The organism is Paraprevotella xylaniphila YIT 11841, from assembly GCF_900683745.1.
Classification (GTDB): Bacteria; Bacteroidota; Bacteroidia; order Bacteroidales; family Bacteroidaceae; genus Paraprevotella; species Paraprevotella xylaniphila.
The window spans coordinates 2702374-2726662 of sequence record NZ_LR215980.1; the positions used below are offsets into that span (position 1 = coordinate 2702374).

Below are 24289 nucleotides of genomic sequence, written 5' to 3' on the forward strand. Positions count from 1 at the left end.
CCATCATCCCGTGCACAAGCCATTACACACCACGTAAGCCCATAGCCTTCCCGGCCCATCATCTTGCCACACGGATTTGGACAGGAACGGGCTTCCATTTAAAAGAAAAACAGGCCATCGGGACACACCTACGTACCGCCCGAAGCCGATTTTTCCAACGACATGCGGACAAACACAAAAAGTCCTGCGCAGATAAAAAGTGTTTTCTCAGCCGAACGGAAAATCATTCGGCTGAGACTGATTCCTAAAAATGCTTTAGATACATGAAAAACGAGGCCGAAATGTGAATATATGTATTCAAATGAGCCTGAAAATTATACGGAATGTACTTTTCAGGCTCATTTCATCACCCCAAAAATCGGCATATAGCTTACATTTTGTCGACATAAAGAGGGAATCCTATATCAAATATCCAAAGACAGAATACACATACAAATGACGAAGAGAAATATGAAGTACCTCAATCCACCACGACTTTGCATAATCTGCTCACGCTCGGCAGACTTCGAGCAAGCTCGGCCTGCGCTCACTTAATCGCAAATTTGCATAATTTGCTCACGCTCGGCAGGCTTCGAGCAAGCTCGGCCTGCGCTCACTTAATCGCAAATTTCTTCGTACCCACGATATAAATCCCGCGCGGAAGTCCGTTCACGGCTTCATGCGGCATGACCGCGCTGCGCACTTTCACGCCGCTCACGGTGTACACATCCACCGGAACCGCAGCCGACCCCGTCACTTCACGTATGGCAGTCGGTTTGCCGACATACAGCAACTTGAAGTTGTCGAAACAGTTCCAGTCGTGGTACCTATACTCAGTCTTGTCCAGACCGACCCGCAAATCCCCTTTCGCCAATAGCTCGTATTCCACTTCATTGGCACGGTATTCCCCGTCGCGGTTGAAGGCATTGTCAGCCGACCGCACATCGTCGGGATAGGTATAGGGATTGTAAGTGTAGGGAGCGGAACCGTCGAACAAAGACATGAACGTCTGGCGGCTGTTATTGAGATACAGCCCGGCCAAAAACTGTTCCGAACCGTCCTGATGCGCGTTATAGGCTTCCGCCTTGTCGCCATAGCGATAAAAGCCTTGGGCGCGAAGACGGTATGTACCGGCCGGCATACGTTCCAACACCTGATAAGTGTCGTAAACCTTGTCATAAAACTCAGCCACGCCGGAAGAAGCCGCCGTAAAAGGCGTGCCTTCCCATCCCTTGCTGCCTTCCGAAAAATCGGGATTGACTAAAAGCCAGGTAAGGTCTACTTCCTCTCCGGGCGTCCAACCGGCGCACAAATCCTCCGTATAGGTTTCCATCGCCGCTTTCAGGGCTTCATAAGCCGCAGGCAAAGCCACTGCTAGCTCCGGCACGGAAGTCAGGTCCAACGCTTTTTCGGCTTGCCGGATGGCGGCATCGAACACTTGGCTGCCGCTCTCCTCCTTCACGTCCTGCACACGTGGCAGGTACAAACGTACGTCGCTCCATGCCTGCAACAGGCGGTATTCTTCTTCCGTCACCGTCATGACGGAACCGTGCTGGAACGCTCCGGTCCCTTCCACGTTGGAGGAATGCGTCACGTTCAATCCTAAATGGTCGGTCTCGCAATACTTGTAGGCATTACCTCCGGAGTAACGCATATAATACAGGTTGTACATGTCTTCATTGATGCGGCGCACCGTACTGGAACCTTCCACCTGTTCCGAACCTTCGTTCGTCACGTGCATCACTTCCGTCCAAGTACCACCCACCAACTTCTTGCTTGTGGCTTCATAAATACCCCGTTCCGTACCCGAAGCCCCTTCACGCTTGTAATACATGTGGTAGAGGCTGTCGTAGGGATTATACACGATGTCCGCGTCGATTACCGAGATTCCGGGGTCGAAAAAGACACGGGGTTGGGTCAGCGTCTTGAACTCCCGGTCGGCATAGGAATAGAAAATACGGTCATGGTTGTCGCCTTCGTTCGTGGAAAGTATGGAATAATACACTAAATAGGCACCTTCTCCCCCGTTATAGTCCTTGTCCCAGATGAACTGCGGTGCCCATACACGGTTGATACGGGCATATTCCTCATCGGTGTCATATACGCCCGTCGTGGCATCGGGGTCGGAGAAGACGGATTTTCCCCGGTTGAAGTCGAACGTCGTGCTCTCCCAATGTATCAAATCCCGGGAACGTACCAAGTCGATGCCGTGGTTGTTCCACACGCCGGAAGCGTGCTGTTTCATGTCGGTGGTCGTGATGAAATAGCCGTCCGATGCCTTACCGCGCCCGATATAGGCGTCACGCGTGCCGTGTTCTATTCCTGCCACCTGTTCCGTGTCGAAAATTTCTTCCCCGTCCAACAATACGTGGAACACACGGCCTTTATCTTCCTTCGCACCGAGTGCGAAATTGGTGATTTCCTTTCCTGCGTTCATGAAGCAGTACAAGTAACCATAGCGGTTGTCGTCGGGTGCCAACATCACCGGACACTCCACTACCACCGTGTCGGCCTCGCAACTTAACTTGGCAGACAACATTCCGGCACGGACAGCCTCATCCCCTTGCGGCAGGGCGCGTACCACCAGTTTCCCATCCTCTAAAGCAACGGCATCCTCATAGCCTTGGCCTACGGACAAGAGCCATTCCACGCCTACTTTGTCGGAAATCATGTTGGGTAATTCCGTCGTGGCATGCAAACAGTTGAACTTCTTCATAAACCGTGCCAGTCCTTCGCGCCCAACACTCATGGCCACTTCCCGCGACTCCGCCGCACGGTCTTTCACCCGGGCATAGAGTTCCCTCGCCTGCCCTTCGTCCAAAGCCACGTCATAAATCTGGAAATCATCGAAGAAGACCTCGGCCATCAAGGCATCTGCGGCAAAGGGCGAACGCCCGATATAGGCTTCCGTCAGACGTTCCGCCACGTTGTCCGGACGTTGCGTTACTTGCTGCTCACTGGCCAGACGACCATCCACGTAAAGCCGCCCCATACCGCCCGACTGCACGTATGCGATATTATGCCACACGCCATAAGCCAACCCTCCGTGCGAAGGGGCATCCGTGCTCGCCCCGTCCTTGATAGTGTAATACCAACCCGTGTTGCCCGGGCTGTTCACCAACCCTATGTATTGCTCTGTCCCATGGGCAAAAGCGTATGCCCAACAATAATCCTCCAACGTTCCTACGCCGGGCAAGGCGATGTCGACCGACATGGTATAATCGGCATCCAACCCGGCCAAGGTACGGCGTGCCATGTCCACGCCTAAATCAAAAAAACCTTGCTCACCAACAGCACCAGTATAAAGGGCATGGTTGCCGTCATCCATCGTCACGATGGAAGCACCTCCACACAACTTCCCAACGAACTTCCCAGCATCGTCAGCTGCTTGCCCACCGTCGAAGGAATACCGCACCAACGGCTCCGGCAATTCCGGTTTTTCTTCTGGAACAAGTTCCACGTCCTTCACGTCCAAACGAAGGATACTCAACGAATAGGCCGGAACAGTATAAGTAAAACTACTGCCCGAAACCTCCAACGCCTGCTCACGGGGCACCACTTTGTCCGGGTGCTCCAGGCTGTTCTCGTCCGTACCGTTCCCACTTGTCAGCACCACCACCGAACCGCCGGTCGTGGAAGCATGTGCCAGATTAACCGTAGCCTCTTGCGGTGTGGAAGACGGATTGACCAACTTCACGTACAACACGCCTGCCTCGTCGTCGATATTGGAAGAGACGTATATCTTGCGGCTCACCGGCAAAGTGAAATCATGCAGGAGCGCACCGTCCAGATAGCACTTCACGTGCGTGCCGTTCACTTCGACTTTAATACGGTAGGCATGTCCTGTTTCCAAAGACCCACTCACGGAAGCCACCGTAGTCTTCGACCCGTTGGTGCAAACTTCCACCCCGTGTTGGGTGTTGCCCCATCCGCCGAGGTTCCACCAACAATAATTGTCTCCGTCCCCGCAATTAAAGGCGATGAGGAAACCCTCCGCCCCACCGGTCTTCGTGGCTTCCACCTCATACGTATAGTCCTGTCCCGGCTGCACATCGCAGACATAAAGTTTGCCTTGCATGCCCTTATCCGTCTGTTTCAGCACGCCGCCCGAAGTGGTCCACGTGCCTCCGTTGGCCTTCCATTCTGGTTTTACGGACGAGAAATCGTCGTGGAAGACCACCGTCCCGTCGCCTGCCGTGACTTTCACGTTGTCGAAAGTGGCACTCGTGCTCCACGTGCTCAAGCCGATGCCCCCGGAGCGCAACAGTTGGTTGTTTTCCTCCGTCCACTTCACATTCTGTTTTCCTACATTGTTCGGGAAAAGCTGCTGCACGTAGTACGAAGGCGTACCGTAACTGGTATAACTGTTGAAACGGATCATGTCCGGACGCCAGTTGTAATTGTTTTCGTTGACGAATATCGGGGCATAGCTGTTCATGATGCAAACATCGGAGTTGTTTTCCATCCCCTGCATGAAGACCGCCTCTCCCAACGCCGCATTCAAATGACCATTGACGCCATAGTCCTGTGTCACAGCATACTCTCCCACATAGATCTTGTGGCTTGCCCGGCTATAAGAATCATACTTGTTATATTGGTTGACAAACCATGAGGGATTCCTATAATAGTGCTCGTCAACCGCATCCACCGGATATGGGTTACGCCAACTGGGATTGTCCGTGCCCCATGATTCCACGTTACCAATCAGCGTCACTTCGGGATACTTGGCCTTAATGGCCTTGCGGAACTGTTCGTAACGTTCAGCATAGTGGTCGCTCTGGTCGTTATTGTTTTCCGAACTGTAATTATAGTTCTCGTTCCCGATTTCCAATAAACGGAGATTGAAAGGCTCGGGATGGCCGTTCTTGGCCCGTAACGCGCCCCATTTCGTAGTTTTGGCATCGCCGTTGCAATACTCTATCGCATCGAGAGCCTCTTGGATGTATTCGTCTATCCGGGTATAGTCCTCCACCCACGCATGCCCCATGCCCATATTGACCACGAACAGAGGTTCCGCCCCCAAGTCCTCGGTGAGCTGCAACATCTCATGGAATCCGAAACCGTCCGACACCCTATATCCCCAATTCTGGTTCATGTGCCCGGGACGTTCCTCGATAGGGCCGATGGTGTTTTTCCACTCAAAACGGTTGGTTTTTCCGTTGGCATAATGCCCTTCCACGTAACAACCGCCGGGAAAACGTACGAACGACGGCTTCATGGCTTCCAGTTTTTCCGCCAAGTCGATGCGGCAACCGTTGTCACGGCCTTTGTAAGTAGGCGGGAAAAGACTTACCACGTCCAATACGACCGTGCCGGGCACGGAACCCTTCAGGGCGAACCAACCGTCGCGAGCCTCTCCCGTGGCCGTGATTTCCGCCGTCAGCTTCGTCCATCCCGAGCCGACATCCACCGTCATCTCTCGGCTACCCAAACTCCGACCGCCCTGAGTCTGCAACTCGGCTGTAATGACACCCTTATAATCAGGACTTCCTTTTATCCAAAAAGACAACCGATAAGTCTGCCCGCTCACCACATGAATGCCCCAGAAACCCTCGTTACGCACACCGTCGCCCGCGCCTTTGAATTCCAATTCGAGCGCGTGCCCCTGTGCCTCATTCAGCATCCCGTCGGTAACCACGGCCATACGGGCATTCCCCACAGGCCACCATTTGTCAGGGTTCGACGCATTGTCCTCGAAAGAACGGTTGTGAATCAGCTCGGCGTAAAGCCCACCGTCGCCGGCATGGTTGATTTCCTCGAAAAAGATGCCGTAATGGCGACCACCGATGGAAGCTCCCCGCTGTCCGGCATCGATATTCAATGTAACTTGTGCCATGGAAGAGGCCACACACATTGCGTAAAATGCAACGGGAATAAGCCTCTTGAAAAAAGATTTGCCCTTCATTTCATGAAAAATATAGAGGTTAATGTTTTTAATTTACAAGACGTTGCCATCTTTGCCCAAAAGTAATTAAATCCACGTTTCAAACCTAATAAAAATCTAAATAAATGTGGAAGACACACCATTTTCTCCTTTTTTCTCCTTAACTTTGCAGCCGTAAATACAAATGTGGATAGATTTGGGCGGCTTGCAACCACGGTAAAAAATGCTAAATACAGTTTTGAAACTGCACGCATACCTTCCCAATGAAACCCCATTCTTATTATTATTTTTTTAATTTAACTACGTAGAAATGGGTTATTTATTTACTTCCGAATCGGTGTCCGAAGGACATCCGGACAAAGTGGCGGACCAGATTTCCGACGCTGTATTGGACGAATTATTGGCTTTCGACCCTAATTCGAAAGTCGCATGTGAAACATTGGTGACAACGGGTCAGGTTGTCGTGGCCGGAGAGGTAAAATCAGAAGCTTACGTCGACCTGCAAGAAATAGCCCGCCGTACTATCCGCCGTATCGGTTATACCAAAGCGGAATACAAGTTCGAAGCGGAAAGTTGCGGCGTATTCTCTGCCATCCATGAACAAAGCGCCGACATCAACCGCGGCGTGGAACGCCAAGACCCGATGGAACAAGGGGCAGGCGACCAAGGCATGATGTTCGGTTATGCCACCAATGAAACGGAAAACTACATGCCGCTATCCCTCGACCTCAGCCACAAAATCCTGCGTGTATTGGCCGAAATACGACGCGAAGGCAAAGAAATGACGTACTTGCGTCCCGATGCCAAAAGCCAAGTGACGATTGAATATGACGATAACGGGAAACCGGTTCGCGTAGACACGGTTGTGGTTTCCACACAACATGACGAGTTTATCCAACCGACCGACGGCAACCAAGAAGAAGCCGACCGGAAGATGTTGGACAAGATACGACAGGATGTCATTACAATCCTGATGCCGCGTGTCATTGCCGAGATTCACGACCCGGCCATACTCCGACTGTTTGACGAACATATCACTTACCACGTGAACCCCACCGGTAAATTCGTGATAGGCGGTCCTCACGGCGATACCGGACTGACCGGCCGTAAGATCATAGTAGACACCTACGGGGGCAAAGGTGCCCACGGCGGAGGCGCCTTCTCCGGGAAGGATCCCTCCAAAGTAGACCGTTCGGCCGCATACGCCGCACGCCACATCGCCAAGAACATGGTGGCAGCCGGAGTGGCCGACGAAATGCTAGTGCAAATCAGCTATGCCATCGGTGTGGCACGCCCTGTGAACATCTACGTCAATACTTACGGACGCAGCCATGTCAGCCTGAGCGACGGAGAGATTGCGCAAAAGATAGACGCGTTGTTCGACCTGCGGCCGAAAGCCATCGAAGACCGCCTGAAACTCCGCAATCCCATTTATGAAGAAACTGCCGCTTACGGCCACATGGGACGCCAACCGCAGACCGTGACCAAGGAGTTCCACAGCCGCTATATGCCTACCAAGACCCTCGAAGTGGAACTCTTCACGTGGGAGAAATTGGATTATGTTGCTCAAATCAAAGAAACATTCGGACTATAAGATGAACGCGATTCAGTCAGTGTGTGTATACTCGGCCTCCAGTACGAAAATAGCCGATTGCTATTTCCGGGCTGCACGGGAATTGGGTGAACTCTTGGGACACCATGGCATCCGTCTGGTGAACGGTGCCGGAAACCTCGGGCTTATGAGAGCCTGCGCCGATGCCTGCCTGGAAGCCGGAGGGCAAGTGACCGGCGTGATTCCCCGTTTCATGGTGGAACAAGGTTGGCAACACCCCGGGCTTACGGAACTGATTGAAACGGAAGACATGCACACCCGCAAGCAGACAATGGCCCGCCTTTCAGACGGTGTCATTGCCTTGCCGGGCGGATGTGGCACGTTGGAAGAATTGCTCGAAATCATTACGTGGAAACAACTCGGACTATATCTGAACCCCATTGTAGTACTGAATACAAACGGATTCTATGATCCCTTGTTGAAAATGCTCGACCGAGCCGCCGAAGAGCATTTCATGCGTCCGGCCCATTTGGACATCTGGAAAGTGGCTTCCACTCCTACAGAAGCCATCGACTTATTGTACTCCACTCCTGTCTGGGACAAGGAAATCCGCAAGTTTGCCGCCATTTGAACATGAAAGACTCACTTCAAACGGCTCTTCCGGCACACGAGAACGCTTCGTATCCCCTCCGGCAGAAATTCAACCCGAAACAAATCATTGAAAGCCTGCCCGCTGATGCCACACCGGCCCAACAGGATTCTGCCATCCAGGCGATGCTGCCTCCACGTCCGACCGTGCGTTCGACACGTCCCGACACCCTGAACCTTCCGGGATGGCAGATACCGTCGGCCAAAAGTACCCTCTCCGTACAAGGCATCCGATACGATGAAAACTTTTTCAGCACCTCGCCCTATTACCATGCTGAAACAAACATCCGCCCAACCGGCATGGATGCCGACCCGTTACCCTACCTGTTACGCCACGATGACTGGGTCACGGGCATCCTGCTCTGCTGTTTCCTGGTAGTCATGACCATCTTCGCCAACAGCAAAAAGTTTATCAAACAACGCTTACAGGACTTTTTCCTCAACCGCATGGACAAGGAGAAACTTTTCTCGATAGAGACGGGCCGCGAAATGCGCCACGCCGTTTTCCTTTATATGCAAAGCGGATTGCTCGTCAGCCTTTTTTTCTTCGATTACACACAAACTACCTGGGACCTCTTCATGTCCCCCGTTTCCTCCCATACCCTATTGGGAATCTATGTTTTGATTTGTTGGACTTACTTAGGATTCAAGCAACTGTTTTACACGTTTGTCAATTGGATCTTTTTTGACAAAGAACGCAGAAGTACCTGGCTCAAATCATATTCATTCCTCATTTCGGCCGAAGGAGTACTGCTCTTTCCGCTTGCTCTAATCACAGTCTTTTTCAATCTTCCGACCCACGATGTGATATTATGTTTATGCCTGTTGTTGGGTTTCATCAGACTTCTACTCTTTTATAAAACTTTTTGTATATTTTTCCCAAAAATTCATGGTTTTTTCCATTTAATTATGTACTTTTGTGCCCTTGAAATGCTGCCTTTGTGCGGCTTATGGCAAGCACTTACATATACGAACGACATACTATTATAAAATATTTGGACACTTATGATAAAGAAGATTCTGGTTTCACAACCCAAACCAACCTCCGAGAAATCTCCTTATTTCGAGATTGCCTCCAAGTATGGTGTGGAAGTAGTTTTCAGACCATTTATCAAGATTGAAGGTTTGTCTGCTAAGGAATTCCGCCAACAGAAAGTCTCTATATTGGATTATACCGCAGTGGTATTCACCTCACGCAATGCCATAGACCATTTCTTCCTTCTGTGCAAAGAATTACGTGTGACGATACCCGAAGACATGAAGTATTTCTGCATCACGGAAACCATTGCACTGTACATCCAGAAATATGTGCAGTACCGCAAACGCAAAGTATTCTTCGGTTCCACGGGCAAAGTGGACGACTTGATACCGGCCATGGTGAAACACAAGACAGAGAAATATCTGGTTCCATTGTCGGATGTACATAATGACGAAATTACCAATTTGTTGGATGCCAAGAAACTCATCCATAAGGAAGTTGTGATGTACCGCACAGTGAGCAACGATTTCAAGAGCGACGAGAAGTTCGATTACGACATGTTGATTTTCTTCAGCCCGTCGGGCATACAGGCTTTGCTGAAAAACTTCCCCAAATTCGAGCAGAAAGACATCGCCATCGGTACGTTCGGACCGGCCACAGCCCAAGCCGTCAAAGACGCAGGACTGCGGTTGGACATGGAAGCTCCCACTTCGCAATACCCGTCTATCACGGCTGCATTGGACGATTTCGTGAAGAAGCACAACTGTTGATGCTCATCAAATAAGAAAGGGTGCCGGAAAAGCACCCTTTTTCCTTTACCTGACAACACCGTACCTTATGGAACAGAAACCGGACTCTTCATTTCATAAATCGGAGCGCTTATGCAGCAAACGCGTCATAGACGCCCTGTTCGCCGGAGGCAGCAAGTCCATGTCGGCCTTTCCGCTTCGCGTAGTCTTCATGCCGGTTCCCGTAGAGGCCCCGGCTCCTCCTGTATCCGTACTGGTATCCGTCTCGAAACGGCGTTTCAAAAGGGCAGTAAAACGCAACCGGGTGAAACGGCAAATCCGCGAAGCTTACCGCAAACAAAAACACATACTGACATCCGCCTTACCCACGCCCTCCGGGCAAGGCTTGGCCGTGGCATTCCTCTGGCTTTCCGACCGATTGTATGCTTCGGCCGAAGTGGACGATTGCGTAAAACGCTTGTTGGTGCGTATTTCCGAACAACTTCCGGCATCCCCGGCCGAACACCCCGGCAATGCATCTGCCTTATGACCGTTTCCGACATTGGTTATCCGCCGCGTTGATTGCTCCCATCCAGTTCTACCGCCGCGTGATTTCCCCCATGACTCCCCCGTCGTGCAGGTTCACGCCGACTTGTTCGCAATACGCCATCGAAGCCATCCGCAAGCATGGCCCCTTCAAAGGCATGTACTTGGCCGTGCGCCGAATCCTGCGCTGCCATCCCTGGGGAGGAAGCGGTTATGACCCCGTCCCGTAAGCCTATGGAAACATATCTGAACCTCCATGCCCACCGGCCGGCCGCTTCTCCGTCGGAGACTGTTGTCCGCAACTATATCCTCCCCTTGCCTCCTTCCGGACACGAAGAGCCCGAATACGGGCAAACCTTTTCCGCCGGTATCCATCCTTGGTATATCCCCGCACATCCGGAAGAAACCCTGAAAGAACTGGAGCGCCTGGCAGCCTCTCCTTCTTGTAAATCCATAGGAGAAGCCGGACTGGACAAATATGCATCTACCCCACTTCCCCTACAACGTGAACTTTTCATACGGCAGGCGGAACTGGCCGTCTCTCGTCAACTTCCCGTCATCATCCACTGCGTCAAGGCATGGGACGAATTACTGGCCATAAAAAAAGACTTCCCAGAAACATTACCTTGCATCATCCATGGTTTCCGAGGAAAGCCCCAACTGGCCGAAAGCTTGTTAAGCAAAGGCTTTTACCTCAGTTTCGGTTTCCGTTTCCATCCGCAAAGCCTGACGCTCTGCCCGTCCGACCGTCTCTTCTTTGAAAGCGACGAAGACCAGCGTCCCATAGACACACTATACCATATAGCTGCCGAACTGCGCTCTTGTACACCGGAAGGACTGCGCGCACAATGTTGGGAAAACCTCGTCCGTACCGGCCCATCGTCTAAAAAATAAGAATATAGTTGCAAGTCTCATTGAAAGGTCGTACTTTTGTACGACTCAATTTTTATTAAACAAAATACATTCATACGATGAACTTTGTAGAAGAACTGAAATGGAGAGGCATGATCCACACCATGATGCCGGGCACCGAGGATTTACTTGAAAAAGAACAGGTCACCGCCTATCTGGGCATCGACCCCACGGCGGACTCCCTGCACATAGGCCATCTTTGTGGTGTGATGATGCTCAAGCATTTCCAACGTTGCGGGCACAAACCGTTGGCCCTTATCGGAGGTGCCACCGGAATGATAGGCGACCCTTCGGGTAAAAGCCAGGAACGCAACTTGCTCGACGAAGAAACGTTGCGCCACAACGTGGCCTGCATCAAACAGCAACTAGCCCGGTTCCTGGATTTCGACAGCGACGCTCCCAACCACGCCGAGTTAGTGAACAATTACGACTGGATGAAGGACTTCAAGTTCCTCGACTTCGCCCGCGAAGTCGGCAAGCACATCACCGTGAACTACATGATGGCCAAAGACAGCGTGCAAAAGCGTCTGAACGGCGAGGCACGCGACGGACTGTCGTTCACCGAGTTCACTTACCAACTTCTTCAAGGTTACGACTTCTTATATTTGTACGAACATAAAGGCTGCCGCCTCCAGTTGGGCGGAAGCGACCAATGGGGCAACATCACGACCGGTGCCGAACTGATACGCCGCACCAACGGTGGTGAAGTGTTCGCTTTGGTATGCCCGTTAGTGACGAAAGCCGACGGAACCAAGTTCGGCAAGACCGAAAAAGGCAACATCTGGCTTAACCGCGACTACACTAGCCCGTATGCCTTCTATCAGTTCTGGCTCAACGTGGCCGACGACGATGCCAAACGTTACATCCGCATCTTCACCACACTGGACAAGGAAGAAATAGACGGCCTCATCGCCCAACACGATGAAGACCCGGGACAGCGCATCCTGCAAAAACGCCTGGCCAAGGAAATCACCATCATGGTACACAGCGAAGAAGACTACAACATGGCTGTGGAGGCTAGCAACATCCTGTTCGGAAAGGCGACCAAGGAAAGCCTGACGAAGTTGGACGAACAAACGCTGCTCGACGTGTTCGCGGGCGTGCCGCAATTCGAAGTCAGCCGCGAAGCCCTGTCGGCCGGAGTCAAAGCCGTAGACCTGACAGCCGAGATGACGCAATGCTTCCCTAGCAAGGGCGAGATGCGCAAGATGGTACAAGGCGGCGGCGTTTCGCTGAACAAGGAAAAACTGACAGCTTTCGACCGCATGGTAACAACCGATGACCTGCTCAACGGCAAATACCTGCTCGTGCAACGTGGCAAGAAAAACTATTTCCTGCTCATCGCAAAATAAAAAAACAGAGAAAAATTTGTAGGATAGCGAAAATCTCGCTATCTTTGCACCGCTTTCGAGAGAAAGACATAAGGATTGGGATATGGTGTAATGGTAGCACAAGACATTTTGGTCGTCTTAGTCTTGGTTCGAACCCAGGTATCCCAACCAAAAGGAAGACCTCCGGAATTTTAAAATTCCGGAGGTCTTCCTTTTGTATCTTCCATATCTCATGTAATACAATATAGTAGAATGGCTATTTCCATCCACGTCCCCTCTTCCGACATCCCCTCACAAACAGCCTACCACGCAGTACAAACCTATTCTTTTACAGATGAAACAGGCACGCCATTTTCACGTTCCTTCATAATCATCTGATAGCCAAACGATTAGAAAGCTCCTCTGTTTAACTTTTCATTCTGCGCCAAATGATTTTTCAATCTCCTGAGATTGATTTTCCGTTCTGCGCCAAACGATTTACGGTTTGGCGCAGAACATTTCGTGAAATGAAAAGGAATGACAAAACAAGGTCGTGGAAGGCGTACCATATGCCGCGCCTACGGCATCATGGATGTGCAACGCAAGGCGACGCACCACCAGAACCGCCATACGTCCCCCGACTGAGAAACAAATTTGCACGAACAACAGTTTTCTTATAATTTTGCCCCCGACAAAACCACTCCAACACGAAAAAAGCCATGGACAAAATCATTTTGGAAACAGAACGGATGTACCTTCGCGAAATGTCGCCCGAAGATTTCAAAGCCATTTGCCTCATCATGCAAGACGAGCAGACGATGCAAGCCTATAACGGAGCGTTCGCAGACTGCGACATCCGCACGTGGATTGAAAGGCAACTCCAACGGTACGACACCTACGGATACGGATTGTGGGCCGCCATCCGGAAAGATTCGGGCGAACTGATAGGGCAATGCGGACTGACACGGCAATATTGGTTGGAACGACAAGTGATAGAGGTGGGATACCTGTTCCGCCGCGACCATTGGCACAAGGGCTACGCCACGGAAGCCGCCAAGGCTTGCAAAACGTATGCTTTCGGGCAGTTGGAGGCCAACCGGCTGTGCGCCATCATACGCGACACCAATACCGCCTCCCAACGCGTGGCACAACGTATCGGTATGACCCGCCGACCGGGAATCATGGTGAAACACTATCGTGGTACCGACATGCCCCATTACCTCTTCGCCGTAGAGAAATATTAATTGCAACCAAGTTGCATGCCAAACTGTTGTGTGCTTGGCATTTTTCCCCTATCTTTGCTCCCACGAAAACAAGAATCACCGAAACGATGAAAAAACAACTCCATGCCATCATCTTGTTATGGCTCTGCATGTTGGTGCAGGCCGTTTCGGTCTTTCCCCACCACCATCATGCCGAAGCCCTCTGTCTGGGGCACAACATGGAAACCGCCCGTCCGGCAAAAGGAACACATGCGTGCGGTTCGGAGTGCATCACGCATTTCCACCTGACGATGCCATCGTCTGGCTCCCACGTCTCTTATAAGAAAAACGTATCCCGTCCTTCATGCCTGCTGCGGACGTCATACGACTTTCCGGTCATTCATGGCCCACAAACATCAAAAGGAACTTACCAGACAGACCGGACCGACTTATACCTTTCCCTGCCCGTCGGGGGGAAAGGATTAAGGGCACCTCCCTTGGCTTAGCCCGAGACAAAGACATTTTTCATCTTATTCATCCCAAATTTTAATATTCCTATGAAGAAAATATATTTCTTGATGGGCGCTTTGGCTATAAGCATGCTGAGCGCCTGCCACAACCATGACCACGAGAACGAGCATGTACACGACAGCGAGAAGACCGCTGAAAAAGAGAACCATAACGAACATGCGGATGAAATCATCCTGACAGCCGAGAAAGCCAAAGCGGCAGGCATCGCCACCGAAACCGTGAAACGGGACACGTTCCGGCAAGTCATCCCGACCGGCGGCCAGATACTCGCTGCCCAAGGAGAAGAAACCACGGTAGTGGCCGGAACGTCCGGCGTGGTGCGGTTCGCACGGACGCTGACCGCCGGTGCCCAGATCGGAAGCGGCACTGTATTGTTTCATTTGTCCTCGGAAAAGATACAAGGCGGAGATCCTTTGGAACGTGCATACGTCGCTTACCAAAACGCCAAGGCAGAATACGAACGTGCCAAACCGCTGGCTGAGAAACAGATTGTGACGCGCAAAGACCTTGAAAACCTGAAAGCGGCCTACGAAGACGCACGTATCAGTTACGAGGCCCTGGATCCCCAACATACACGGAAAGGCATAGCCGTCACGGCTCCGACGGGCGGATATGTGAAGAACGTGGCGGTGAAAGAAGGTGACTATGTGACCACCGGACAAGCATTGATGACCCTGACCCAAAACCGACGCCTGCAACTGCGTGCCGATGTATCGGAACGTTATTACGGCGCACTGAAGCAAATCACTTCGGCCCACTTCAAGACCCCGTATGATGACAAGGTTTATGCTTTGGAAAACCTGCACGGACGGATCCTGTCCTACGGAAAGGCTTCGGACGAGAATGCTTTCTACATCCCTGTCCTGTTTGAATTCGACAACACGGGCGATATCGTGCCAGGAAGTTATGTGGAAACCTACCTCCGTGGGGCAGAACGCACCGGAGTAATTTCCCTGCCCGTCTCAGCACTGACTGAAGAACAAGGGCTATACTTCGTTTACTTGCAGGAAGGCAAGGAAGTGTACCGTAAACAGGAAGTAAAAACAGGAGCCGAAGACGGGCTGCGCGTAGAAATCCTCTCGGGCCTGAAACCCGGCGACCGCGTGGTCACACAAGGTGCTTACCACGTGAAACTGGCTTCGGCCTCGAATGCCATCCCGGCCCACAACCATTCCCACTAAACTTGTCTTGGAGGATATATTATGCTGAACAAAATCATACGGTTCTCCCTGCAGAACCGCTTATTCATATTGATGGCCTCCGTCCTGTTGATGATAGGAGGCCTCTATCAGGCTTACCATACGGAAGTGGATGTTTTCCCCGACCTGAACGCCCCCACCGTTGTGGTCATGACAGAAGCCGGAGGCATGGCAGCCGAAGAGGTGGAACAGTTGGTCACTTTCCCGATAGAGACCGCCGTCAACGGTGCCACCAGTGTACGTCGTGTACGTTCCTCATCTACCACAGGCTTCTCTGTCGTATGGGTGGAATTCGACTGGGATACGGATATCTATCTGGCCCGGCAAATCGTATCAGAAAAACTGGCCACAGTGGCAGAAAGCCTGCCCGACAACGTGGGTAACCCGACGTTAGGACCACAGTCTTCCATCTTGGGAGAATTGCTTATCGTAGGCTTGACTGCCGACAGCACCTCCATGCTCGACTTACGTACATTGGCCGACTGGGTCATCCGCCCACGCCTGATGTCCACCGGAGGCGTAGCCCAAGTGGCCGTATTGGGCGGTGACATCAAGGAATACCAAATCCTGCTGCACCCCGAACGGATGAAACACTACGGAGTGACGCTAGGCGAGGTGATGGAAGTCACGCGGAACATGAATACCAACACCAACGGCGGAGTGATTTACCAATACGGCAACGAATACATCGTACGCGGAGTCGTCTCGACCGACGACGTGCGGAAAATGGGCCGGGCGGTCATCAAGACCGCAGGAGGCTCGCCGGTCACGTTGGAAGACATTGCCGATGTCAAAACAGGCAGCCAACAGCCCAAGCTGGGTTTGGCCTCCGAGAAAGGCAAGCCCGCCGTATTGCTTACCGTGACCAAGCAACCGAACACGGGTACGATAGAACTGACCGGAAAGTTGGAAGAAGCCTTGCAAGACCTGCAAAAGAGCCTTCCGGCCGACGTGCATGTGTCCACCGACGTGTTCCGCCAATCCCGCTTCATCGAAAGCTCCATCGGTAACGTCCAGGATTCGCTGCTCGAAGGCGCCATCTTCGTGGTCATCGTCTTGTTCCTCTTCTTGGGCAACGTGCGCACAACGGTCATCTCTTTGGTCACCCTCCCTCTTTCGCTGTTGGTCACCATTTTGGTGCTTCACTACATGGGGCTGACCATCAACACGATGAGCTTGGGCGGTATGGCCATCGCCATCGGTTCGTTGGTGGACGATGCCATCGTGGACGTGGAAAACGTATGGAAACATCTGCGCGAAAACCGCATGTTGCCGGAAAGCGAACGGTTACGTGTACGCGATGTCGTATTCAACGCCTCCCGGGAGGTGCGTATGCCCATCCTGAACTCCACACTCATCATCATCGTCAGCTTCGTCCCGCTGTTTTTCCTGAGCGGCATGGAAGGACGCATGCTCGTGCCGTTGGGCGTGGCTTTCATCGTATCGCTGTTCGCCTCCACCATCGTAGCCCTGACGCTGACGCCCGTACTTTGCAGCTACCTGTTGGGGCACAAAGCCAAGACGGGCGGACTGCCTAAAGAAGCATTCCTGGCCGTATATCTAAAGAAGCATTACCAGAACGGACTGTCTTGGGCTTTGTCGCACAAGAAAATCGTACTGGGCACCACGCTTACGCTTTTCGTCGCAGCCTTGGGAAGCTTCCTCACGTTGGGACGCAGCTTCTTGCCGCCGTTCAACGAAGGTTCGTTTACCATAAATATCAGTTCCCTTCCGGGTATCTCCTTGGAGGAATCGGATAAAATCGGACGGCAAGCCGAAGAACTGTTGCTCTCCATCCCCGAAATCAAGACCGTGGCACGCAAGACAGGACGGGCGGAACTGGACGAGCATGCCCTCGGCGTGAACGTATCGGAAATAGAGGCTCCGTTTGAACTGGAAGACCGTAGCCACACCGAGGTTTTAGAGGACGTGCGACATAAACTGTCCGTCATATCGGGAGCGAACATCGAGATAGGACAACCCATCAGCCATCGTATAGATGCCATGTTGAGCGGCACGCAGGCCGGCATCGCCATCAAACTGTTCGGTGACGACCTGAACAAAATGTACCAAATCGGCAACCAAATCAAATCGGCTGTCAGCGACGTGGAGGGTGTGGCCGACCTGAATGTGGAACAGCAAATCGAACGTCCGGAACTGAAAATCGAACCGAAACGGGAAATGCTGGCCCGATACGGCATCTCATTACCGCAATTCAATGAGTTTGTCACGGTGAACATGGGAGGAGAAGTCGTATCGCAAGTGTACGAGAAAGGGCGTTCGTTCAACCTCATCGTCCGTTCGGCAGAAGAAAACCGCAGCACGATGGAGCGTATCCGTAACCTGATGATCGACGATGCGCAAGGCAACAAAGTCCCCTTGTCGTATGTGGCCGACATCCGGTCGTCCATGGGGCCGAACACCATCAACCGCGAAAACGTGAAACGCAAAATCGTCATCTCGGCCAATGCCAGCGGGCGAGACATGCGCAGCGTGGTGAACGACATCCGCAGCCGGATAGACGAAAAAGTGAAACTGCCCGAAGGTTACCATATCGAATACGGCGGCCAGTTCGAAAGCGAAGAGTCGGCTAGCCGGGTGTTGTTGCTCACATCGTTCATCAGCATCGTGGTCATCTTCCTGTTGCTTTACTTCCAATTCCGTAATGCAGCGCAGAGCGGGGTCATCCTGCTCAATCTGCCCCTGGCCCTGATTGGCGGTGTGTTCGCCCTGTTGCTGACCACCGGGGAAATCAGCATTCCGGCCATCATCGGATTCATTTCCCTTTTCGGCATTGCGACCCGCAACGGCATGTTGCTTATCAGCCACTACAACATGTTGCGCGAAGAAGGATTGTCGTTGCGGGAAAGCATCCTGCACGGGTCGCTAGACCGATTAAACCCCATCCTGATGACCGCACTTTCGTCGGCTCTTGCCCTTATTCCGTTGGCCCTTCGGGGGGACCTTCCGGGCAACGAAATCCAGAGTCCGATGGCCAAGGTGATATTGGGCGGCCTGCTGACCTCCACTTTCCTGAATGCCTTTATTATTCCTATTATATATGAATGGATGAACCGCAAAAGTGTCCGTTCCTGAACAAAAACGACAGTCATGAAAAGAATCATTCTTATCACAACCGTTTGCGCCTGTGGCTTGCTCCCTTTGCAGGCCCAGAGCGTGGACGAAGTGCTGCAGAGCGTGGCACAACATAACAAATCCATCCAGGCACAACAAAAAAACGGAGAAGCCGAGAAGATAGGCATCGAAGCTGAAAACGGCCTGGAAGACCCTACGGTGGAATACAGCTCTTTCTTTAGCAAAGGAGTCAACGGGCAGTCAGGTTCCGAACTGGTCGTATCACAAGGATTCGACTTTCCCACAGTATATAACAGCCGTAACCGTGCCGGACACGACAAGAAAGAAGCCGTGGACTACCGTGCCGAAGCCTTGCGCCGCAACGTGCTGCTCGAAGCCAAGACCCTTTGCCTGGACATGATACGGCTGAACCGACAAAGAGACTTGCTAAACAAACGCATGCAAAATGCCGACGAGCTGTTGGCCCTGTACGAAGAGCGGTTGAGAGCCGGTGATGCCACAGTCATCGAGGTGAACAAAATCAAGATGGAGCGCATGAGCATACAGACAGAAGTCCTGCAAAACCATACCGACCACCGCACGGCCTTGCAGTCGTTGCTGGCTCTGAACGGCAACATGCCGCTCACGTTTGAAGGACGGGAATATCCCATCGTCCCGTCTCCCCTCGACTTCGACGCTTTGTGCGATGAAGCACTCGGCAACGATGCAGAACTCAAAGCCGCCGAAGCCGATACACGGGCTGCCGAACGCACCCTCACGGTCAACCGTCAAAAATGGCTGCCCAAACTGGAAATCGGGTACCGCCGGAACACGGGCGAAGGCAGCAAAGAGCACGGTTTCCTTGTAGGAGGCTCCATCCCGTTGTTCTCCAACCGCAGACAAGTAAAAATGGCGCAGGCACAATCCATCGGTGCACGCTTACAAGCGGACGAAACGCGCCTGAAAGCGGAAGCTGCCTTGCATTCCGGCTTCAACGAACTTCAGCAACTGGGACGAGCCATGTCGGTGTACGACCAACCCCTGATGACGCAGACGCTCGAACTGCTGAAAGAAAGCGTAAAAGGCGGCGAACTGTCCGTGACGGACTACTTTGTGGAAGCCGACCAGATTTATCGCAACCTGCAAGCTTTCATGGAACTGGAGTGCCAATATCAGAAAGTGGCTGCCACGCTGTTTAAGAACAGGTTATAGAGACCAACATCCTACCGGAAAAAGAAAAAGGAAAAAGATTCTCGTCAAATTGTGTGCGTATGTCAGTTACTTTTTCTAACTTTGCCGGAAAGGAAAACGCATTATTAAATCAACAAGAACATGGAAAAGAATTTTTTGCAGAATTTCTCTTTGGAAGGCAAGGTTGCTTTGGTTACCGGAGCATCTTACGGAATCGGGTTCGGCATTGCGACGGCTTTCGCACAGTGCGGTGCCACCATCGTTTTCAACGACATCAAGCAGGAATTGGTGGACAAAGGACTGGCCGCATATAAGGAAAAAGGTATCGAAGCCCACGGCTACGTGTGCGACGTGACAGATGAAGCAGCCGTCAATGCCTTGGTTGCCCGTATCGAAAAGGAAGTCGGCGTGATAGACATCCTCGTCAACAATGCAGGCATCATCAAGCGCATCCCGATGACAGAAATGTCGGCCGCAGAGTTCCGCCAAGTCATCGATGTGGATCTGAACGCCCCGTTCATCGTATCGAAGGCTGTCATTCCCGGCATGATCAAGAAAGGGCACGGCAAAATCATCAACATCTGTTCCATGATGTCCGAACTGGGCCGTGAAACCGTATCAGCCTACGCAGCAGCCAAAGGCGGCTTGAAGATGCTGACGCGCAACATTTGCTCGGAATACGGAGAATACAACATCCAATGCAACGGAATCGGTCCGGGCTACATCGCTACTCCTCAAACCGCTCCGTTACGTGAACGTCAGCCGGACGGCAGCCGTCATCCTTTTGACAGTTTCATCGTGGCCAAGACCCCCGCAGCCCGTTGGGGTACTCCTGAAGACTTGCAAGGTCCGGCCGTATTTTTGGCTTCTGATGCTTCCAACTTCGTCAACGGCTTGGTACTGTATGTGGACGGAGGCATCTTGGCCTATATCGGCAAACAACCGAAATAAAAAAACATTTCCCACTCTATTAAAATCCGGTGTCTTGCATCCACGACACCGGATTTTTTATTATGACCTTCCCTTTTTTCTATCTCATTTGCTGCAAAACCTATAAGAAATCCTATTTTTATGCCAAAATGATAATTATTGAATCAAAAAGCCCATCTTGATTGCCTGTAACAAACTATCTTTATCCCGACTAATTCTAATGTTATATACAAAATGTTATCATGAGAAACTTTACATTGAAGCCTTTGCTATTCTGCACCGCGTTGGCAGGAATGGCATTTCAAGGCACGATTAAAGCGCAAGAGATCACGTTCCGTGTGGCAGAAAACGAAGAATCAGATGCCATCGGGGTAAAGACGAGTGACGGAGTGCCCGTCGTGGCAGACTTCGACAACAACGGGTTCATGGACCTATGGGCACCGGGACAAACCTATGAATGGCGCCCCACTTCGGAAGTGGACGAGAAAGGAGAAGTGATTTGGAAATGGGATTGGTATGACGACACCCCCCTCTCGTTCAACAACGGGGACAACACATGGACCGTCAAGAACCGCGACAGCGACAGTGGCCTGCCTTTTGCCTATGGCGGCATCGGCAACAAGGCTTTCGACTTCAACCAGGACGGCTTGGTGGATTTCATCTATCCAAGCGTCAACGTGGGTTGGACATTCGAAGCCAAAAAGTCTCTGCTTTTGGCCATCAACAACGGTGACGGCACTTTCACCATGAAAGAAGATGCCGCACTGGCTCAAATCAACCCCAAAATTTCCGATAACAAATGGAATGAAGGAAAGCAGAACCATGCCATTTCCATTGCCGACTACAACAAAGACGGCTACCCAGACGTGCTGATACAGTTCGAAAACGAGAATCCTTGGGAACGTGCCGTATGGCTTTTCAAGAACGTCGAGGGTGACCATTTCGAACGTGTGACCGATCCGTTCATTTCAGAAGTAGGCAAACCCTTTATCCCACAGACAGCCGGGCAGTTGACATTCGGCGATTTCAACAACGACGGATGGCCTGACATCGTATGCACCGGATGGGGCGATGGATGCGAAGAACTCGGGCTTAACAATGAAGGGCAAATCCACCTGTACCGCAACATGAAAGACGGAACGTTCCAATTGGCCACCACGGACTTTGACGCAGACATCAATGGCTTTTCCGCGTTCTTAAACAAGCCCTGGGGGGACGAACATTCCATCTTTGCCGTAGATTACGACCAAGACGGCAAGCAAGACCTTCTGATAATCGGTGGAATGAACTATCAAGGCGAAGCTATTTATGCCCAAAACGGTAAGGTAGCCTTAATGCTGAAAAACGTATCCACAGGCGACAATATTGCTTTTGAAAAAGTAGAGACCCAACTTTATCCTGCTTCCGCAACCCTCACCCGCATGGCTGAGTTGGCAGATTTCAACGGAGACGGTTGGTTAGATTTCATCTGCAAGGGATGGAACGGGAATTGGGTTACTGCCATATCGAGTAGCAGCGGTTCATACGACGGTTTTTACATTGTGGAAGACAAAGACGGTGTGGAGGAAGACAACTTTCCCATCCGTATCAAAGAGGCCTACATGGCCCACGGCGACCTGAACAACGACGGCCTGCTCGATTTGTTTACACAAGATAATTGCGACCGCTTGTCGTGGACAATCAATACTACCGAACCTGATTACGGCATACAAGTCCCCGGAGCACCCGAAGACGTGAAAGCCGAATACAACGCGGAAACGAAACAGCTCACCGTGACCTGGGCTGAATGCTACACTCCCGACACGGAGAGCAAAGCTTTCTACAACCTGTATTTAAAGAACAAGGCCACGGGTAAGACCTTCATGATTGCCCCGGCCAACCCAGAAAACGGCAAGCAACTCACATACACCGCATTCTCAGGTTACGTGAATCCTACTACCTATACATTCGAGGGAGTGGAAGAGGGCAACTACACCGTCGGCGTACAGGCCGTGACTTATTCTTGGCAGGCTTCCGAGTTCTCCACCACAGATGTCAACCTGAACGAAAACCCGACTTCCGCTTTCACCGTAATGTCTACCGACCCGTCTGGGCGGAAAGAAATCGAGTCGCTCTCCCACATCACGTTGAACTTCAACGAAGAAGCATATCCCAATGCCATGGAAGGCGCACCGGCCATCACCTTGACCAACAGCGCATCCGAAACATTGGACGTCACCGTGAAGAAAGCAAGCGGACAAGCCAAGCAGATACAAATCATCCTGCCGCCCACGATTGAAGCCGGCACATACACGCTCACCGTACCCGAGAAAGCCGTCTGCCGCACTAACGGAGATTGGAACACGGCCTTTACAAAGACGTTCACCACCACCGGAATAACGGCATACATGCCTACCGGCATCGAGGGAGACGAAGGCAACTATGGCTCTTTGAAAGACTTTACCCTTACTTTCCCGGAACAGACAAACGCGCAAGTCAATCCCGAAGCAACCACATTGGCTTACATGGTAAACAACGATAACGATTACCAGGTTCCGGCCACGCTCTCGCAAGGCAACAGGCCCAACCAGATCAAACTCACGTTGGACGAAGAGCAGAAAACCGAAGGTTCCTACACTCTCGTCATTCCGGAAGGCCTGATCCAACGCGTTGCCTACACGGAAACAACGGGAGAAGAAAACGCAGAAAACGCCACAGTGTTGCTCAGTTCGCCCGAAATCAAGTACGACTATACCATCGGGCTCGACTTCGCCCCCACTGGCATCACGCCTGCCGCAGGAAAAGTATTCTCCCTGAAAGACTTCACCATAGAGTTTGCCGAGGGGACAGTACCGCAGCTCAACGAAGAATCCGCAAGCCAGGCCTACTTGCTCAACGGCAAAGACGGCAGCCAAGTAGCCGCCACGCTGGCCATCGGTACGAACACGACCGAAGTCATTGCGACATTGGCCGAAGAGGTCAGCGCAGAAGGTAACTATACCTTGGTCATCCCGGCCCGCATGATACAGCAGACGAGCATGGATGAAGGCGACGGCACAACCGAGCCTACGGTAAAAACAGAGTATGCCCCGAACTTAAAGTACGACTACACGATTGGACACGACTACGAACCCGTATCCATCACGCCTGCTGAAGGCACGGTGAATTCCCTGCATGAATTCGTCCTCCAATTCGTGGCAGACACCACCTACGCTGCAATCAATACTGAAAATGAAGACAAGGCCTACCTTGCCGACAACAGCGGGGAAAGCATAGAGGAAGCCACGTTGGCCTCCGGTGACAATCCCAACGAAATAAAAGTCACTCTGGCCAATGAAGTAAACACGAAAGGCACTTACACATTGGTTATCCCGGCCAAGATGATCCAGCAATCGGCCGGAGAAGAGAATCCAACTGTTGTAGACTATGCTCCGCAACTGGAATTCATCTTCACCGTCATGGATGGACAAAGCATAGAAAGCATCCTGAATGAAGCAAACACGGCAGAGGTATATACCATCAGTGGCATATTAGTAAAGAGAAATGCCACCCGTGAGGATCTGAAAGGCTTGAAGAAAGGCATTTATATCATCAACGGAAAGAACGTGCTCGTGAAATAAAAGCCACCATTTAAAGAACTGGCA

At 51.8% G+C, this 24289-nt stretch carries 16 protein-coding genes and 1 tRNA gene; 16 read left to right on the forward strand and 1 reads right to left on the reverse strand.

The features are described from left to right. Positions 1 to 592 precede the first annotated feature (592 nt). Positions 593 to 5815, reverse strand: a complete 5223-nt coding sequence (locus E0E47_RS11475) for an alpha-L-arabinofuranosidase C-terminal domain-containing protein (RefSeq protein WP_232038419.1) — start codon at positions 5813 to 5815, stop codon at positions 593 to 595. A gap of 358 nt (positions 5816 to 6173) precedes the next feature. Here E0E47_RS11475 and metK point away from each other — a divergent pair, with 358 nt between their 5' ends. The 16 genes from metK (at position 6174) to E0E47_RS11560 (ending at position 24265) form a co-directional block, all read left to right on the forward strand. After that, positions 6174 to 7457, forward strand: coding sequence for a methionine adenosyltransferase (gene metK, locus E0E47_RS11485; RefSeq protein ID WP_008627873.1), 1284 nt, complete (start codon positions 6174 to 6176; stop codon positions 7455 to 7457). A 1-nt stretch (position 7458) separates the two neighbouring features. Beyond that, positions 7459 to 8046, forward strand: a complete 588-nt coding sequence (locus E0E47_RS11490; RefSeq protein WP_040602894.1) for an LOG family protein — start codon at positions 7459 to 7461, stop codon at positions 8044 to 8046. Between the two features lie 2 nt (positions 8047 to 8048). Beyond that, entirely contained in the window at positions 8049 to 9053 is a 1005-nt protein-coding gene (locus E0E47_RS11495) for a DUF4271 domain-containing protein (RefSeq protein ID WP_130893757.1), read from the forward strand. A gap of 15 nt (positions 9054 to 9068) precedes the next feature. After that, a complete protein-coding gene (locus tag E0E47_RS11500; RefSeq protein WP_008627883.1) occupies positions 9069 to 9812 on the forward strand; it encodes a uroporphyrinogen-III synthase in 744 nt (247 codons plus the stop codon). Positions 9813 to 9879: 67 nt separating this feature from the next. Then, the gene (rnpA, locus tag E0E47_RS11505) at positions 9880 to 10320 is read left to right on the forward strand and encodes a ribonuclease P protein component (protein ID WP_008627885.1); all 441 of its coding nucleotides are present in this window, start codon (positions 9880 to 9882) and stop codon (positions 10318 to 10320) included. Beyond that, positions 10304 to 10546: a membrane protein insertion efficiency factor YidD gene (gene yidD, locus E0E47_RS11510; protein ID WP_008627887.1), complete on the forward strand. Its 243-nt coding sequence runs from the start codon at positions 10304 to 10306 to the stop codon at positions 10544 to 10546. The genes rnpA and yidD overlap by 17 nt, the downstream gene beginning before the upstream one ends. 4 nt (positions 10547 to 10550) lie before the next feature. Continuing rightward, the gene (locus E0E47_RS11515; protein WP_232038420.1) at positions 10551 to 11210 is read left to right on the forward strand and encodes a TatD family hydrolase; all 660 of its coding nucleotides are present in this window, start codon (positions 10551 to 10553) and stop codon (positions 11208 to 11210) included. 77 nt (positions 11211 to 11287) lie between these two features. Further along, positions 11288 to 12580 carry a tyrosine--tRNA ligase gene (tyrS, locus tag E0E47_RS11520; RefSeq protein WP_008627891.1) on the forward strand — a complete coding sequence of 431 codons (1293 nt, stop codon included), beginning with the start codon at positions 11288 to 11290 and terminating at the stop codon, positions 12578 to 12580. 76 nt (positions 12581 to 12656) lie between these two features. Continuing rightward, positions 12657 to 12730 (forward strand) — tRNA-Gln (locus E0E47_RS11525). A gap of 527 nt (positions 12731 to 13257) precedes the next feature. Then, positions 13258 to 13782 (forward strand): GNAT family N-acetyltransferase, encoded by a 525-nt coding sequence (locus tag E0E47_RS11530; protein WP_008627896.1) that lies wholly within the window; start codon positions 13258 to 13260, stop codon positions 13780 to 13782. 86 nt (positions 13783 to 13868) lie between these two features. Next, entirely contained in the window at positions 13869 to 14246 is a 378-nt protein-coding gene (locus E0E47_RS11535; protein WP_232038421.1) for a DUF6769 family protein, read from the forward strand. A 51-nt stretch (positions 14247 to 14297) separates the two neighbouring features. Further along, entirely contained in the window at positions 14298 to 15452 is a 1155-nt protein-coding gene (locus E0E47_RS11540; RefSeq protein WP_008627899.1) for an efflux RND transporter periplasmic adaptor subunit, read from the forward strand. Positions 15453 to 15473: 21 nt separating this feature from the next. Further along, entirely contained in the window at positions 15474 to 18566 is a 3093-nt protein-coding gene (locus E0E47_RS11545; RefSeq protein ID WP_130893759.1) for an efflux RND transporter permease subunit, read from the forward strand. Positions 18567 to 18581: 15 nt separating this feature from the next. Beyond that, positions 18582 to 19757, forward strand: coding sequence for a TolC family protein (locus tag E0E47_RS11550; protein ID WP_130893760.1), 1176 nt, complete (start codon positions 18582 to 18584; stop codon positions 19755 to 19757). A gap of 135 nt (positions 19758 to 19892) precedes the next feature. Further along, positions 19893 to 20687, forward strand: a complete 795-nt coding sequence (locus tag E0E47_RS11555; protein WP_039864973.1) for a gluconate 5-dehydrogenase — start codon at positions 19893 to 19895, stop codon at positions 20685 to 20687. A 221-nt stretch (positions 20688 to 20908) separates the two neighbouring features. Beyond that, positions 20909 to 24265, forward strand: a complete 3357-nt coding sequence (locus E0E47_RS11560) for an FG-GAP repeat domain-containing protein (protein ID WP_130893761.1) — start codon at positions 20909 to 20911, stop codon at positions 24263 to 24265. Positions 24266 to 24289 lie beyond the last annotated feature (24 nt).